17 protein-coding genes and 1 pseudogene are annotated in these 15,337 nt (G+C 60.9%); 8 read left to right on the top strand and 10 right to left on the bottom strand.

Annotated features, from left to right (window positions below):
* Window positions 1-122: 122 nt before the first annotated feature.
* The 6 genes from AACY02_RS01715 to lptM are packed head-to-tail and all read right to left on the bottom strand — an operon-like array spanning window position 123 to window position 4,732.
* Window positions 123-830: an HAD family hydrolase gene (locus tag AACY02_RS01715; protein WP_339430482.1), complete on the bottom strand. Its 708-nt coding sequence runs from the start codon at window positions 828-830 to the stop codon at window positions 123-125.
* Window positions 827-1,726 carry a tyrosine recombinase XerC gene (gene xerC, locus AACY02_RS01710; protein WP_339430481.1) on the bottom strand — a complete coding sequence of 300 codons (900 nt, stop codon included), beginning with the start codon at window positions 1,724-1,726 and terminating at the stop codon, window positions 827-829. The genes AACY02_RS01715 and xerC overlap by 4 nt, the downstream gene beginning before the upstream one ends.
* 2 nt (window positions 1,727-1,728) lie before the next feature.
* Window positions 1,729-2,454: a DUF484 family protein gene (locus tag AACY02_RS01705; RefSeq protein ID WP_221730839.1), complete on the bottom strand. Its 726-nt coding sequence runs from the start codon at window positions 2,452-2,454 to the stop codon at window positions 1,729-1,731.
* A gap of 13 nt (window positions 2,455-2,467) precedes the next feature.
* A complete protein-coding gene (gene dapF / locus AACY02_RS01700) occupies window positions 2,468-3,298 on the bottom strand; it encodes a diaminopimelate epimerase (RefSeq protein WP_339430480.1) in 831 nt (276 codons plus the stop codon).
* Window positions 3,299-3,301: 3 nt separating this feature from the next.
* The gene (lysA, locus tag AACY02_RS01695; protein ID WP_339430479.1) at window positions 3,302-4,549 is read right to left on the bottom strand and encodes a diaminopimelate decarboxylase; all 1,248 of its coding nucleotides are present in this window, start codon (window positions 4,547-4,549) and stop codon (window positions 3,302-3,304) included.
* 9 nt (window positions 4,550-4,558) lie between these two features.
* Window positions 4,559-4,732 carry an LPS translocon maturation chaperone LptM gene (lptM, locus tag AACY02_RS01690; RefSeq protein ID WP_007911098.1) on the bottom strand — a complete coding sequence of 58 codons (174 nt, stop codon included), beginning with the start codon at window positions 4,730-4,732 and terminating at the stop codon, window positions 4,559-4,561.
* 302 nt (window positions 4,733-5,034) lie between these two features.
* On the opposite strand from lptM, the gene cyaY reads away from it, so the two are divergent.
* The 3 genes from cyaY to rnk all read left to right on the top strand — a co-directional run bounded on the left by cyaY (window position 5,035) and on the right by rnk (window position 6,133).
* Window positions 5,035-5,367: an iron donor protein CyaY gene (gene cyaY, locus AACY02_RS01685; RefSeq protein ID WP_339430478.1), complete on the top strand. Its 333-nt coding sequence runs from the start codon at window positions 5,035-5,037 to the stop codon at window positions 5,365-5,367.
* Between the two features lie 4 nt (window positions 5,368-5,371).
* The gene (locus tag AACY02_RS01680) at window positions 5,372-5,593 is read left to right on the top strand and encodes a DUF1289 domain-containing protein (protein WP_339430477.1); all 222 of its coding nucleotides are present in this window, start codon (window positions 5,372-5,374) and stop codon (window positions 5,591-5,593) included.
* 129 nt (window positions 5,594-5,722) lie between these two features.
* Window positions 5,723-6,133, top strand: a complete 411-nt coding sequence (gene rnk / locus AACY02_RS01675; protein WP_221730835.1) for a nucleoside diphosphate kinase regulator — start codon at window positions 5,723-5,725, stop codon at window positions 6,131-6,133.
* Window positions 6,134-6,140: 7 nt separating this feature from the next.
* Here the strand turns inward: rnk and AACY02_RS01670 are convergent, their stop codons facing one another.
* The 3 genes from AACY02_RS01670 to AACY02_RS01660 form a co-directional block, all read right to left on the bottom strand.
* Window positions 6,141-8,984, bottom strand: coding sequence for a class I adenylate cyclase (locus AACY02_RS01670; protein WP_339430476.1), 2,844 nt, complete (start codon window positions 8,982-8,984; stop codon window positions 6,141-6,143).
* A gap of 194 nt (window positions 8,985-9,178) precedes the next feature.
* Complete coding sequence (locus tag AACY02_RS01665) at window positions 9,179-9,424, bottom strand: TIGR02647 family protein (protein ID WP_003229392.1); 246 nt, start codon at window positions 9,422-9,424, stop codon at window positions 9,179-9,181.
* A gap of 253 nt (window positions 9,425-9,677) precedes the next feature.
* Window positions 9,678-9,965: a hypothetical protein gene (locus AACY02_RS01660; RefSeq protein WP_339430475.1), complete on the bottom strand. Its 288-nt coding sequence runs from the start codon at window positions 9,963-9,965 to the stop codon at window positions 9,678-9,680.
* A gap of 127 nt (window positions 9,966-10,092) precedes the next feature.
* On the opposite strand from AACY02_RS01660, the gene AACY02_RS01655 reads away from it, so the two are divergent.
* Window positions 10,093-10,752: a glutathione S-transferase family protein gene (locus AACY02_RS01655; protein ID WP_339430474.1), complete on the top strand. Its 660-nt coding sequence runs from the start codon at window positions 10,093-10,095 to the stop codon at window positions 10,750-10,752.
* A 105-nt stretch (window positions 10,753-10,857) separates the two neighbouring features.
* Here AACY02_RS01655 and argH read toward each other — a convergent pair whose 3' ends face one another.
* The gene (argH, locus tag AACY02_RS01650) at window positions 10,858-12,261 is read right to left on the bottom strand and encodes an argininosuccinate lyase (RefSeq protein ID WP_339430473.1); all 1,404 of its coding nucleotides are present in this window, start codon (window positions 12,259-12,261) and stop codon (window positions 10,858-10,860) included.
* A 332-nt stretch (window positions 12,262-12,593) separates the two neighbouring features.
* On the opposite strand from argH, the pseudogene AACY02_RS25920 reads away from it, so the two are divergent.
* The 4 genes and pseudogenes from AACY02_RS25920 to AACY02_RS01635 form a co-directional block, all read left to right on the top strand.
* Window positions 12,594-12,734 (top strand): annotated as a pseudogene (locus AACY02_RS25920) (sensor histidine kinase); the annotation flags it as partial.
* A complete protein-coding gene (locus tag AACY02_RS01645; protein WP_339430472.1) occupies window positions 12,731-13,477 on the top strand; it encodes a LytR/AlgR family response regulator transcription factor in 747 nt (248 codons plus the stop codon). The pseudogene AACY02_RS25920 and the gene AACY02_RS01645, both read left to right, overlap by 4 nt.
* Before the next feature lie 138 nt (window positions 13,478-13,615).
* Entirely contained in the window at window positions 13,616-14,557 is a 942-nt protein-coding gene (hemC, locus tag AACY02_RS01640; RefSeq protein ID WP_339430471.1) for a hydroxymethylbilane synthase, read from the top strand.
* Entirely contained in the window at window positions 14,554-15,321 is a 768-nt protein-coding gene (locus tag AACY02_RS01635; protein WP_339430470.1) for a uroporphyrinogen-III synthase, read from the top strand. The genes hemC and AACY02_RS01635 overlap by 4 nt, the downstream gene beginning before the upstream one ends.
* Window positions 15,322-15,337: the final 16 nt, after the last annotated feature.

The raw sequence follows: 15,337 nt of genomic DNA, 5'->3' as shown, positions 1-15,337 counted from the left end.
GGCGTGCCGCTTGCTTGCTGAAAAAGCCCGCCGTCGCTGCGGGCTTTTTCATGTCTGAAATAAAGTTTTTTGGGTGCGCCGCTATCCCTCGCGGGAGCGGGCTTGCTCGCGAATGCGGTGTGTCAATTTGAGGAAGCATTCCAGCGTGCGAGCACCGCCGGCAAATCAGTCAGGCTGCGAATTTCGGCATCCGGCAAATGCTCCGCTTCCCAGACTTTGCCCGCCGGGTTGAACCATACCGCGCGTAATCCCGCTTGCTGCGCCCCGGCGATGTCGTCGCCTGGATGATCGCCAATGTGTACGGCCACCTCAGCGCTCACGCCACCACGCTGCAAGGCTTCGTGAAACAGCCGCGCATCTGGTTTGGCAATGCCGATGTCCTCGGCGCACAGCGCGAACTTGAAGTAATCCGCCAGCCCTAAACGACGCACATCGGCATTGCCGTTGGTGACCACGCCGAGGGCGTAATGGTTGGCGAGAATCTCCAGCACCGGCTCGACCTCGGGAAACACTTCGATCTGATGCCGTGCATGCAGAAACACTTCAAAACTCTTGTCCGCCAGAACCGAGGCTTCGCCGTGGGTGTATCCCGCTTCTTCCAGGGCATGGAACAGCACTCGCCGACGCAGCGCGCTGATGCGGTGTTTGAGGCCCGGTTCATTGGCCAGCACCCGCTCGCGGATCGACCACAAGTGTTCCACCGGCAGCGCGCCCAGATTCGGTGCGTGTTCGCTCAACCATTCGCGTAAAACCGCTTCGGCGCTGGCGATCACCGGAGCGGTATCCCACAGGGTGTCGTCGAGGTCGAAGGTGATCAACTGAATGCTCATGAATCATCGCCTTTCATGCGTTTGGCCCGTGGATGGGCGCTGTCGTAGACCGCCGCCAGGTGCTGGAAGTCCAGATGGGTGTAGATCTGCGTGGTCTTGATGTCCGAGTGGCCGAGCAGTTCCTGCACCGCGCGCAGATCCTGCGAGGATTCCAGCAAGTGGCTGGCGAAGGAGTGCCGCAGCATGTGCGGATGCAGGTTCTGCCCCAGTTCGCGTTCGCCGGCGAGTTTGACCCGCACCTGAATCGCTCGCGGGCCAAGGCGCCGGCCTTGCTGGCTGACGAACACGGCGTCGTCAGCGGGGTTGGTCATCGCCCGCAACGGCAGCCAGTGCTCCAGTGCTTCGCGGGCCTTTTTACCCACCGGCAGCAAACGGGTTTTGCTGCCCTTGCCGCGCACTTGGACCATGCCGTCGGCGAGGTCGAGCTGATCGAGATTGAGCCCGGTCAGCTCGGAAAGGCGCAGGCCGGAGGAATAGAACAACTCCAGAATCGCCTGATCACGCCGTGCCAGAAAATCATCCTCAACGGCGCCTTCAAGCAGTTGCAGTGCGCGGTCGGTGTCGAGGGTTTTCGGCAGGCGGCGTTCGCCTTTCGGGGGCGCCAGACCGGTGGCCGGGTCGTGGTCGCAAAGGCCTTCGCGATTGAGATAGTGATAGAGCCCGCGCACTGCCGACAACAAGCGGGCGAGACTGCGCGAAGACTGGCCCTGTGAATGCAGGCGAGCGACCAGGCTGCGCAGGCGCTGGATGTCCAGTGCGCTCCAACTGGCGATGTTCTGCTTGATGCACCAGCCGAGCACTTTATCGAGGTCGCGGCGGTAGGCCGACAGCGTGTGCGGCGACACCTGTCGCTCACTGCGCAGGTGTTCGCAGTAAGCGTCCAGTTGCCGTTCCATGCTCAGCGTACCGAGCGCAGGGAGCTGTTGACCCGTGGCAGCACGCGGCCCATGACTTCGGCGATGTAGCTTAAGAACAGCGTGCCGACCGAACTCTTGTAATGCTGCGGGTCGCGGCTGGCGATGGCCAGAATCCCGTGGATACCTTGATGGCTGACGGCGACCACGGCGGTGGAGCCGATCTGCTTGCGCTGTTCTTCGCCAAACAGGAAGTCCAGCTCATGTTCACGCAGGGTGCCGCTGACACTTTTGCCTTCGGTGAGCAAGCCGCCGATGGCGGTTTGCGCGTCGGCGTGGCTGACCCAGCGGCCGACCGGGGCCGGGTTGTCGCCAAGCAGGATGAGGCTGACAAAAGGCACCTGAAAGTCCTGGCGCAGGCTATCTTCGACGCAGATGACCACGTCTTCGAGGCTGCTGGCGTCCATCAGGGCGAGGATCAGGCGGCGGGTCTTGTCAAACAGCCGGTCGTTGTCGCGGGCGACGTCCATCAACTGCGAAAGGCGATGACGCATCTCGATGTTGCGGTCGCGCAGAATGGTCATCTGGCGTTCGACCAGCGACACGGTGTCACCGCGTTGGTGGGGAATGCGCATCGCCGGCAGCAGTTCCTGGTGTTCGACGAAGAAGTCCGGATGAGCCTCAAGGTATGCGGCAACCGCTGCCGCCTCCAGGCTCTCGGACGCTGATTCGTCGGACTGTCGGGCGGGTACCTGAGGCTTATCGGTCATGGCTTCTGCTCACTCAAAGACGCACTTGTCCTTCGTATACACGTACTGCCGGACCGGTCATCAGCACCGGTTGGCCAGGGCCTGCCCATTCAATGGACAGACGCCCGCCGGGCAAGTCGATCAACAGCGGCGAATCCATCCACCCCTGACTGATTGCAGCAACCGCCGCGGCACAAGCGCCGGTGCCGCAGGCCTGGGTTTCCCCGGCGCCACGTTCCCAGACGCGCAACTGCGCGCGGTGGCGGTCGATGACCTGGAGGAAACCGACATTGACCCGCGCCGGGAAGCGCGGGTGGTGTTCGATTTTCGGCCCCAGTTCATGCACCGGTGCATTGTTGATGTCCTGCACACGCAGCACGGCGTGTGGGTTACCCATCGACACGGCGGCCAGTTCGACCGTGGTGCCGTCGACTTCGAGCTGATAGCTGATAGCCTGCGCCGGTGCTTCGAACGGAATGTCCGCCGGCACCAGGCGTGGAGCGCCCATGTTCACACCGATCTGGCCGTCGTTACGCACGTCCAGTTCGATGATGCCGCCCTTGGTCTCGACGCGGATCTGGCGTTTGGCGGTCAGGCGCTTGTCGAGCACGAAGCGGGCGAAGCAGCGCGCACCGTTGCCGCACTGCTCAACTTCGGAGCCATCGGAATTGAAGATCCGGTAGCGGAAATCCACGTCCGGATTGCTCGGTGCTTCGACGATCAGCAACTGGTCGAAACCGATGCCGGTGTGCCTGTCGCCCCACTGCTTGGCGTGTTTGGGCTGAATGTGCGCGTGCTGGCTGACCAGGTCGAGAACCATGAAGTCATTGCCCAGGCCGTGCATTTTGGTAAAACGCAGCAGCATGGGTTACTCCGGCAGCAGGCTTTCGCCGGCAAACAGCTCGGCCACGGTTTCGCGGCGGCGCACTTCAAATACCTTGTCACCGTCTACCAACACTTCGGCGGCACGGCCACGGGTGTTGTAGTTGGAGCTCATCACGAAGCCGTAGGCACCGGCCGAATGCACGGTCAGCAAGTCGCCTTCTTCCAGCGCGAGCTCACGGTCCTTGGCGAGGAAGTCGCCGGTTTCGCAAATCGGGCCGACGATGTCGTACTTGCGCGCGGCCGTGTCGCGTGGTTTGACGGCGGTGACGTCCATCCAGGCCTGATACAGCGCCGGGCGGATCAGGTCGTTCATGGCCGCGTCGACGATGGCGAAGTCTTTGTGTTCGGTATGCTTGAGGTATTCGACCTGCGTCAGCAGCACGCCAGCGTTGGCGACGATGAAACGGCCCGGCTCGAACACCAGCGCCAGATCGCGACCGTCCAGGCGCTCGCGCACGGCTTTGATGTAGTCAGCGGCCAATGGCGGCTCTTCATCGCGATAACGCACACCCAAACCACCACCGAGATCGATGTGGCGCAGGTGAATGCCGCAATCGCCGAGACGGTCGACCAGAGCCAGCAAGCGATCGAGCGCGTCGATGAAGGGCGGCAGCGTCGTCAGTTGCGAGCCGATGTGGCAATCGACACCGATCACTTCCAGGTTCGGCAGATGCGCGGCGCGCACGTACACGTCTTCGGCGTCGGCAATGGCGATGCCGAACTTGTTCTCTTTGAGACCGGTGGAAATGTACGGGTGGGTGCCGGCGTCGACGTCCGGGTTCACACGCAATGAAACCGGGGCGCGAACGCCCAGCTCGGCGGCGACGACTTGCAGGCGTTCGAGTTCGTCAGTGGATTCGACGTTGAAGCAGTGCACGCCGACTTCCAGGGCACGACGCATGTCGTCACGGGTTTTGCCAACGCCGGAGAACACGATCTTGTCGGGGCTGCCGCCAGCGGCGAGTACGCGCTCCAGTTCCCCACGCGAAACGATGTCGAAACCGGCGCCGAGGCGGGCCAGGACATTCAGAACGCCGAGGTTGGAGTTGGCTTTGACGGCAAAGCAAACCAGGTGCGGCATGCCGGCCAGCGCATCGGCGAAGGCCAGATACTGGGCTTCGATGTGTGCGCGCGAATAAACGTAGGTGGGCGTACCGAAACGGTCGGCGATGGCGGACAGCGCCACACCTTCCGCGAACAGCTCCCCGCCACGGTAGTTAAAAGCGTCCATGGCGATCCCTTATTGGTAAACGTCGTGCTTGTGTGCTTTGGACGGCTGCTTTTGCGAAGACTGGGCTTGCTCGGCCGGGTCCTGATCGTCATCCGGCAGGTACAGCGGGCCTTTTTGACCACAGGCCGAAACGAGGCAGGCAACCGCGACGAGCGCAGCAAGGGAAGAGATCAGGCGCTTCATGGCGAAATCCTTGAAAATGCGTTAATTGCGCCGGAGTATACCGGCCACCCGGCAGCTTGCCTATGCGACGGGGTTCCCGTCCGGCGGGGGCACGGATACGCATCATGCCCTGTGGGAGTGGGCTCGCTCGCAAAAGCGGTGTGTCAGGCCGAGAACAGGTTGAACTTGCCGGCCTCTTCGCGAGCAAGCCCGCTCCCGCCGGTAGTGCGTTTGGTCCTTGGTCGTTATCCTTTGCAATCGGCCGGCGGCGTCCGTATCTTTCGGCGCTTGAGCCTGATCAGACATTTTTTGAGGTTGCCGCAATGAGTTTGTCCGAAGCCCGTTTCCACGATCTGGTCGATGAAACCCAGGAAAAACTGGAAGACATCTTTGATGAAAGTGACCTGGATATCGATCTGGAAAGTTCGGCCGGCGTGCTGAGCGTCAAGTTCGAAAACGGCTCGCAGCTGATCTTCAGTCGTCAGGAGCCATTGCGTCAGCTATGGCTGGCGGCCGTGTCCGGTGGTTTCCACTTCGACTACGACGAAGAGAGCGAGCGCTGGATGTGCGACAAGAGCGAAGAGCAGTTGGGCGAAATGCTCGAGCGCATCGTCAAGCAGCAGGCCGGTGCCGAATTCGACTTCGAAGGTCTGTGATTCCGTGACTGACACCGCTCCCGTTCGTCCGCCCAAGCCGCTCTACAGCAACATCAGTCCGGCGGTGCCTTCGCCGTGTAGCGGGGTGTGCCGGCTGGACGAACAAAAGGTCTGCCTCGGCTGTTTCCGGCATGTCGAAGATATTCGCGAGTGGCGTTCGGCAGACGATGAGCGGCGGCGGGTGATTTGCGCGCAGGCACAGCAACGTCGCGCCACAAGGGCGTGACTTGTATATTTTTTGAGCTGTGATAGTGTCCGAACACGCCTCAACCCATCGAGGCCTGATGAAAACCCCGTCTTTTTTTGGCGGGGTTTTGCTTTTTTTGTGTGCAGAAGAAAGGAGTCTGCTCGGATCATGACCGCACCTTCCATCACCCTTACTCGTCTGGACGTGCAGCGTCTGGAGCGCCTGATCGACAGCCTGGACGACACGCTGCCGGGCGTTATCGCGCTGCAAACCGAACTGGATCGCGCCGATACCCTGGTCAGCCACGAAGAAGTGCCTGCCGATGTCGTCACGATGAACTCCCGCGTGCATTGCCGCGAAGAAAGCAGCGGCAAGGATTATCACCTGACGTTGGTCTATCCCAAGGATGCCAACGCCGATGAAGGCAAGATCTCGATTCTGGCGCCGGTTGGCAGTGCGCTGCTGGGCCTGAAGGTCGGTCAGCACATCGACTGGCCGGCACCCGGTGGCAAGACCCTGAAACTGACCTTGCTGGAAGTCGAATCGCAGCCGGCCAACGGCGGCGATTTCCGCGAATAAGCCTGCCTCAGACCTGTTCGAGCGCCTCGTTCAGGGCGCGCTCCAGATCCGCCTTGTAGCGTAGATACAGATTGCTTGAACTTTGCCCATCACCGAGCAGGCCCGACAGGTCCAGGTCGGTGATGTAGCAGCGATAGCGCTCGGTCTCGCGGCGCTGTTCGACGATTTCCCGGGCGACCACGCTGAACAGTTGGTCGCCATGTTCCAGCTCGCTGAATTCCCGTTGATTGCAATACAGCGTGACCTGCACTTGCCCCGGTGCGGCTTTGCCGACAATTGCCTGCACGTCGTAGAACGGTTTGTTGATCGGTGTCTGCGGTGCTGGCCGCGCTTCGACCCGCCGCGCCCGTCCCGGGCCAGACGGCAATAACTGGTAATACAACGTCTCGAAGCTGGCAGCGGAGCCGGCATCCATCGGCAGCACCGCTTCACGCCGGAACTGGATCGACTGCAGGAATCGTTGCAGCGGCACCAGCAGACTCTGTTCGTCGTGATACGGCAAATGTTGTTGCCACAATGCGTTGAACTCATCCAGCACGTACAACTCGGCCTGTTGCTCGGTGATCCGGTAGAACACCTGAATGGACTCGGGCTGACCCATCGGCAGGATCAGCGCCAGGTCATGTTCATCGAGCGCCATCGGGTCCAGATGCAACGGACTGTAGCTCGGCTGTTCTTCGCCGAGGTAGTCGAGCAAGGCGGGCAGGGTGGCAAGGGCGACATGGTTGACCTGGCCGGGCACCAACTCCAGAACGTGATAGTGCTGCTGCACCTGAATCAGGTAGCGGTGATTCAACTCGCTGAGCAACAGATGCTGTGCCGTGTCGACGATTTCTTCAACACGGCGGGCGATGAACTGCGCGCGGTTGTGGCAGAAACAACGCACCTTCAGCGACGGTTGCATCGGCCCGCGAGGCAGGTTGTTGAGATAGTCGCGCAGGCAATCAAGCAAAGCATTAGGGCCGTCGAAGCGGTTGACCAGCACTTCGTTCCAGCTATTGAGCGTGACCTGATCGAGGGTCAGCACGAGGTTTTCGCGTACCCCGGCGTAGCTCAGCGAGTCGGTGCGTTCGGTGGTCATCACGATATTCAGGTCACGGTGATGCTTGAGCGGGTCGACGCCGACATTGACCAGAATCAGCACTTCGCCGGGCACGGCGGCGCGCAGCAAGGGCTCTTCCGCCACCGTGGGCAAGGGCAGGGCGATGCTCTGTTGCAGGCTGCCGAGCAGGTTGAACAGCTCGAACTCGCTCAGGTCACTCGTGCCCGGGTGCAGGGCCAGTCGGGTACTGCTGTCAATCACGCCGTTGCGGTGGCACCAGGTCAGCAGTTCGAGTAGCTGGCGACTGCGCTTGATCGGCGCGAAGTGTTCCCACTCAAGTGCCGTGAGGCTGCCGTTGTACAACCCCCACTGGGTTTGCCCCGGCTCTTTTTTGTTCGGCGACTGCACCAGCGTCAGGGTGTCTTCGGCCAGATCGGGGGCGATGCCGGGGTTGATGAACTCGACCTTGTCAGCCTTGCGCTCGAAGGCTGCATATAGACGACGACCGAGAACGTTGAGGTCGCGTTTGTTGATCAGGCTGACGGTCTGTTCGGTACGGGCGAACTGGGTCAGGAAGCGATAGCTGTAATTCAACTCGTTGACCAGCGCCCGGCGTTCGGCGCTGACCTGACGGACTTTCCACTGGCTACGGCTATCGAGCAGCGCCAGTTGCCGTTGATCCCAATGCCACTCGCTGGCCAGACGTTCGAGCAAGGCGCGCTGCCAACTCTGAGTGCGGCTATTGCCAGTGAGTTTGCGGTTGACCTTCAGGTACAGCGCTCGGCGCACCAGTTCCAGGCGCTCTGGCTCGTTGCGGGCGGTAAGGTATTCCTCGATGCGCCGGTACACGACCATGTACGGGTCCAGTTCATCCAGATCCAGCCGGTTGGCGAACACCGCTTGCTTGAAGCGCAGGCTCAGGCAATGCACCTTGGGGTGTTCGCTGGCGTAGACCTCGGTCAGCAGCAGTTTGAGCACCGACTTGTAGGGTGACTCGATGCCCTTGAACAGCTGCCACAACCCGGCGCCGATGAACTCCCCCGGCGGAATCGTCGCCAGATGTCCGAGGTCGAGGGTCTCGTCGGCGCGGATGAAGCGCTTGGAAATCAGCGTGTGAGTGTAAGTATCGTAGGCCGTTTCTTGGTAAACCGGCACCAGCCACCAGATTGGCGTGCGCCCGGCCAGCCAGATTGCGGTGCGGTAGAACTCGTCCAGCAGCAGATAGTGCTGAGTGGTGCCGCAGTCTTCGGAACTGAGCTGGGTGTCGCGCTCACCTTTGACGAAGCGGACCGGATCGATCAGGAAAAAATGCGCCTCGGCGCCCTGGGTAGCCGCCCAGGTTTCCAGCAGCTGACATTTTTTGCGCAACTCGGCGAGTTCGCTTTCGTTCAGGTCCGGCGCGTGGCAGACCCACACGTCCATGTCGCTCTGATCGGCCTGGGCCAGCGTGCCGAGGCTGCCCATCAGGAACAGGCCGTGAATCGGGCGCGGTGGATTACTGCCGTGGCGCGGCTTGTAGGAGAACGATCGGGTCAGGCGTTGGGCTTCGGCGAGGGCGTTGGCGTCTGGCTCGTAATTGGACAGGCCCGCCGGCGTGCTGCCTGAAACGTAGCCCGGCAGCAGCGGATGATTGACATGAAAGAACAGCGGCAACAGCGTCAGCACGCTTTGCTGGCGCGTCGACAGACCTTCCAGTGCGCGGCCCAGACGACCTTCATTGAGTTTGAGAAAACGCGCACGCAGTTGGCTGAGGACCTTGCGGTCAATTCCCTCGTCCAGGTCGGGGCGGATTTCGTGGGTGCGCGTCATGTCAGCTCAAACCGGCTCGCGGGCTCGGACGTTAAGGGACTCGGAATTTGGGGCAGTTTAGCCTTTGCGCAGAGGGACTTTTAAGCTGAATTTGTTTTTTGACGTCAGATTTATATCGCGAGGTGACGGCTGGCGAACGGATGGGCCCGCGGAAATCCCGTGGCAGGAGTTCCCGTGGGCAAAGTCGGGAAGGGTCAGGCGGTTTCTTGCTCTCTCAGAATCGTCAGCACGGTTTGCACGTTTTGCGCAGCATCGCGACCCAGGCTGGTCAGATACCCGCCATCAGGCTGGTCGGTCAGTTCTTTTTCGAAGAGGCGTTTGGCAGCGGCGATGTGTTTCGGGGCAGCGGTCTGATGAATTTTCAAACCTTCCTGGGAACTGTCCAGGTTGAAGAGTGCGAGGACTTCCAGTTCGGCAACCAGCTCAGGGGTAAGCGACATAAGGACTCCAGACTTTCTAGGAATTGGACGACAGCGCCCCTAAGGTGAACCTGCCGGCGCGGACTGTCCAGTGTGCGCGTCAGGGTTTTTGTCTGGGGGCGAATTCCAGTGTAGTCAGGGGCTGGCAGAAGGCCGGATGGAGGGGTGAGAAATTGTGTGTGAGCGAGCCTGCTCGCGAATGCGGCGCGTCAGGCACCGCATATTTCCAATGGTTCGGCCTTTTCGCGAGCAGGCCCCACAGGGCAAGCGGCGACTATTGCTTTTCGGGTGGCAACTCAGGCAGCGCACGCAACGCGGTCTCATACCATTCGGTATTGAAGGCGCGGTCGTCATCGAGCATGGCGTCGATTTCGTAGGCCAGAACGTGGGCCATCAAGTTGAGGATATCCTCACGCTCGTAACCGACCAGGGTCAACTTGTTGAAGGTTGCCTTGGCCGCAGGCGGGTTGTCGCTTTCGATCTGGTTTTCGATGGCTTCGATCAGCGTGGACTCGGTGAACTCTTCGTCGTCGTCAGTATTGATGTCTGTCGGCTCGCTCATGGCAGGCTCCTCAAGGAAAGTCGCCAGTTTACCCGCATTCAGTGGCGTGATGCTGCTGGCGGGAATCGCGTATGCGATCTATAAACAGGCACTGCCCACTCCCCCCGCACGGCCTGGAGGCTATGTGATGTTCAAGCTTTATGGATTCTCTGTCAGTAACTACTACAACATGGTCAAGCTGGCGTTGATGGAAAAAGGCCTGCCGTTCGAAGAGGTCACGTTTTACCCCGCGCAGACCCCGGATTCGCTGGCGATCAGCCCGCGCGGCAAAGTGCCGGTGCTGGGCGTCGACGGCGGGTTCATCAATGAAACAGCGATCATTCTCGAATACCTCGAACAGACGCACAAAGGCACGCCGCTGCTGCCAAGCGATCCATTCGAGCGCGCGCAGGTGCTGGCGATTGCCAAAGAGATCGAGTTGTATATCGAGCTGCCGGGACGCGCCTGTTATGGCGAAGCCTTCTTCGGCATGACGCTGCCGGAGGCGATCAAGGAAAAGACCAGGACCGAGTTGCTGCTGGGTTTTGCGGCGCTGGGCCGACATGGCAAATTCGCCCCGTATGTGGCCGGCGACAGCCTGAGCATCGCGGATTTGTACTTCCTCTACAGCGTGCCGTTGGCCTGCGCAGTAGGGCAGAAGTTGTTCGGCATTGATTTGCTGGCAGAGATGCCGCAGGCGAAAGCGCTACTGGAGCGGCTTGAGCAGAATCCGCATGTGCAGAAAATTGCGGCGGATAAAGAGGCGGCGATGCCGGCGTTTTTGGCGATGATCGCGGCTGAGAAGTAGGGTTTGTAGCGTTTTCAGGTCACTTTCGCGAGCAACTCCGCTCCCGCACAGGCACTTTGGTGAACACCATAAGTACCTTGTGGGAGCGGGCTTGCTCGCGAAGCTTTAGGCTTTTTGGCGGCTGGCGATCAGTGCCTGTCCGCGCGCAACCGCTGCCTTGACCTGCGCTGGCGCAGTGCCGCCGATGTGGTCACGGGCATTCACCGAGCCTTCCAGGGTCAGCACGGCAAACACGTCCTGCTCGATCTGATCGCTGAACTGACGCAGTTCTTCCAGGCTCATCTCGGCCAGATCCTTGCCGGTGTCGACGCCGTACTTCACGGCGTGGCCGACGATTTCGTGGCAATCACGGAACGGCAGGCCACGGCGTACGAGGTAGTCGGCCAGATCGGTTGCGGTGGAGAAACCGCGCAGCGCCGCTTCACGCATGATCGCGTGTTTCGGCTTGATCGCCGGGATCATGTCGGCGAACGCACGCAGCGAATCGCGCAGCGTGTCGGCGGCGTCGAACAGCGGCTCTTTGTCTTCCTGATTGTCCTTGTTGTAGGCCAGCGGCTGGCCTTTCATCAAGGTCAGCAAGCCCATCAGCGCACCGAACACACGGCCGGTCTTGCCGCGCACCAGTTCTGGCACGTCGGGGTTTTTCTTTTGCGGCATGATCGAACTGCCGGTGCAGAAACGATCCGGCAAATCGATGAACTGGAATTGCGCGCTGGTCCACAGCACCAGCTCTTCGGAGAAACGCGACAGGTGCATCATCGCGATGCTCGCGGCCGAACAGAATTCGATGGCGAAATCACGATCGGATACGTTGTCCAGCGAGTTGCCGCCCACGGCGTCGAAGCCCAGCAGTTGCGCGGTGTATTCGCGGTCGATCGGGTAGGTGGTGCCAGCGAGTGCTGCGCTGCCCAGGGGCATGCGGTTGGTGCGCTTGCGGCAGTCGACCAGACGTTCGTAGTCGCGGCTGAGCATTTCGAACCAGGCCAGCATGTGGTGCCCGAAGGTCACTGGCTGTGCAGTCTGCAAATGGGTGAAGCCCGGCATGATGCTCGCGGCTTCGCGCTCGGCTTGCTCCAGCAGGCCTTTTTGCAGGCGGGTGATTTCGGCGAGGATCAGGTCGATCTCGTCACGCAGCCACAGGCGGATGTCGGTGGCGACCTGGTCGTTGCGGCTGCGCCCGGTATGCAACTTCTTGCCAGTGATACCGATGCGATCAGTCAGGCGCGCTTCGATGTTCATGTGCACGTCTTCGAGTTTGATGCGCCACTCGAACTGGCCGGCTTCGATTTCGCCCTGAATGGTCTTCAGGCCGTCGATGATGCTCTCGCGCTCGGCATCTGTCAGCACACCGACCTTGGCCAGCATGGTGGCGTGGGCGATCGAGCCTATGATGTCGTGGCGATACAGGCGCTGGTCGAAAGTGACGGAGGCGGTGAAGCGGGCGACGAAGGCGTCGACGGGTTCACTGAAGCGGCCGCCCCAGGACTGATTGGTCTTGTCAGTGCTCATGAATTCGCTCGTATCGGCTTGAAGAAAAAGGCGTGAAACGCTGGCGCGGATAATAACAGGGTTGCCATTGCTGTCGCTGACACTGGTCGATACGTTTTTTTCTCATCTGCTCGTCCATAGTCGTCGCGGTCGCCGGGGGATTTGCGCAAGGATATTTTCCGATTGAGCAATATCGGCCCGACGAGCGTCTACAGTTGGACATAAGGGTCGGCGCGAGTGCAGATCGCGAAAGGGTCTGGCCGCCGACTGATAATAAGGGGGTGGGTGTATTGTCCTTGGACAAACGGCGTGAAAAACGCGGGAAACAGCGGGCTTTGAGCAGTACGACCCGGACACTGGCAAATATTGCTGGCCGACGTACGGCACTTTTTGGTGCTCGGACTAGTCTTAGCGTGGATCGCGGTGACGGACGTCACTCCACCTGTCTACGCTATCCTTGTGCGAGACTCACGCAGGAATCCAGCGCAATATGAATGTCCTGATCGTTGATGACGAACCACTGGCTCGCGAGCGCCTCAGCCGAATGGTGAGCGAGCTTGAGGGTTATACAGTCCTGGAGCCCAGCGCTACGAATGGCGAAGAGGCGTTGGCACTGATCGACAGCCACAAACCGGATATCGTGCTGATCGATATCCGCATGCCGGGCCTGGACGGCCTGCAGGTCGCTGCCCGTCTGTGCGAACGAGAAACGCCGCCGGCCGTGGTGTTTTGCACCAGTCCCGATGAATTTGCCGTGGAAGCCCTGCAGGCCAGCGCCGTGGGCTATGTGGTGAAACCTGTGCGAACCGAACACTTGCATGACGCCCTGAAACGGGCTGAGCGTCCCAGCCGGGCGCAACTCTCGGCCCTGACCCGTCCCGCTGCCGAAAGCGGCAACGGCCCGCGCAGTCACATCAGCGCTCGCACCCGCAAAGGTATCGAACTGATCCCGCTGGATCAGGTGGTCTACTTCATCGCCGACCATAAATACGTGACCTTGCGCCACGAGTCTGGCGAGGTGCTGCTGGACGAACCGCTCAAGGCCCTTGAAGACGAATTTGGTGAACGCTTTGTGCGCATCCACCGTAACGCGCTGGTCGCCCGCGACCGGATCGAACGTCTGCAACGCACGCCGCTGGGGCATTTCCAGCTCTTTCTGAAAGGGCTCAATGGCGACGCGTTGATTGTCAGCCGCCGGCATGTGGCGGGTGTGCGCAAAATGATGCAGGGCCTGTAACCTGGCCTTTCCGGGCGGTTCACATTTCTCTTTACCGGGCATCGCAGGCCAGGGAGGCCGCGCCGTTTCTGATTCAAGTCAAAGTGGATTTGACTGAGCTGTTATTATCCGCCGTATCTATTCAGTACGGATTGATCCATGTCTTCTCGCGAAATCCGCATCGCCACCCGAAAAAGTGCACTGGCCCTTTGGCAGGCCGAATACGTCAAAGCCCGTCTGGAAGCGGCCCATCCGGGTCTGCTGGTGACGCTGGTGCCCATGGTCAGTCGCGGCGACAAGCTGCTCGACTCGCCGCTGTCGAAGATCGGCGGCAAGGGCCTGTTCGTCAAGGAACTGGAAACCGCGCTGCTGGAAAACGAAGCCGACATCGCCGTCCATTCGATGAAAGACGTGCCGATGGACTTTCCTGAAGGTCTGGGACTGTTCTGTATCTGCGAGCGTGAAGATCCGCGCGACGCTTTCGTTTCCAATACCTATGCCAGTCTTGATGCCTTGCCAGCCGGTAGCATCGTCGGCACCTCCAGTCTGCGTCGTCAGGCGCAGTTGCTCACCCGCCGCCCGGATCTGGAAATCCGTTTCCTGCGCGGCAACGTCAACACTCGCCTGGCCAAGCTCGATGCCGGGGAGTATGACGCGATCATCCTCGCGGCGGCCGGGCTGATTCGCCTCGGTTTCGAAGACCGCATCACGTCGGCCATCAGTGTCGACGACAGCCTGCCGGCCGGTGGTCAGGGCGCGGTCGGCATCGAGTGCCGCAGCGCCGATACCGAAATTCACGCTTTGCTGGCGCCACTGCATCACGCCGATACCACTTCGCGTGTCACGGCCGAACGCGCACTCAACAAACATTTGAATGGCGGCTGCCAAGTGCCGATCGCCTGCTACGCCGTGCTCGAAGGCGAGCAATTGTGGTTGCGTGGTCTGGTGGGCGAACCGAGCGGCGGCAAGCTGCTCAGCGCCCAAGCCCGGGCGCCGCGCGCGGATGCCGAAGCCTTGGGCGTGCGGGTCGCTGAAGACCTGCTCAGCCAGGGTGCCGCTGACATTCTCAAAGCGGTGTACGGCGAGGCAGGTCACGAGTGACCGGTTGGCGCCTGCTGCTGACGCGCCCTGCCGATGACTGTGCGGCGCTCGCCGAGACGTTGGCCGCGCAGGGGGTTTTCAGCAATTGCCTGCCGCTTTTGGAAATTGCACCACTGCCGGTCTCTGACAAAATACGTCAGGCGATTACGAGGCTGCCCGGTTGCAGCGCGGTGATCGTGGTGAGCAAACCGGCGGCAAGAATTGCAGTGGATCTGCTCAAGGCCCATGGCATGCAGTCTCTGGCGATGCCGTGGTTTAGCGTCGGTGCGGCGACTGCGCAGATTCTCAAGGATCACGGCCTCGATGTGAGCTTCCCGGCAGAAGGCGATGACAGCGAAGCCTTGCTGCAATTGCCGCGTCTGGGTGAAGCTGTGGCCCGGCCCGGTTCGCAGGTTTTGATCCTGCGTGGGGAGGGCGGCCGCGAGCTGCTCGCCGAGCGCTTGCGCGAGCTTGGTGCTAGTGTCGAGTACTTGGAGTTGTATCGACGCGATCTGCCAGCGTATGCGCCGCGAGAGTTGCCGTGGCGTATCGAAGCGGAACGCTTGAATGGGCTGGTGGTCAGCAGTGGACAGGGTTTTGAGCATCTGCGCCGGATGGCCGGTGATGCATGGCCTGCGATTGCGCAGTTGCCGTTGTTTGTTCCAAGCCCAAGGGTCGCCGAGCTGGCAGTTGCCGCCGGGGCCCAAACAGTTGTGGATTGTCGCGGCGCGAGTGCCGCGGCTTTGCTGACGGCGCTACGGGAGCATCCCGTGCCCGTTTTCTAATGCAAAGGATGGATAC

It is taken from the genome of Pseudomonas sp. EA_65y_Pfl2_P78 (genome assembly GCF_963970495.1).
Taxonomy (GTDB): Bacteria; Pseudomonadota; Gammaproteobacteria; order Pseudomonadales; family Pseudomonadaceae; genus Aquipseudomonas; species Aquipseudomonas baetica_A.
The sequence above is the reverse complement of the archived record's forward strand: the minus strand, read 5'-3'. Positions and strand labels throughout refer to the sequence as shown.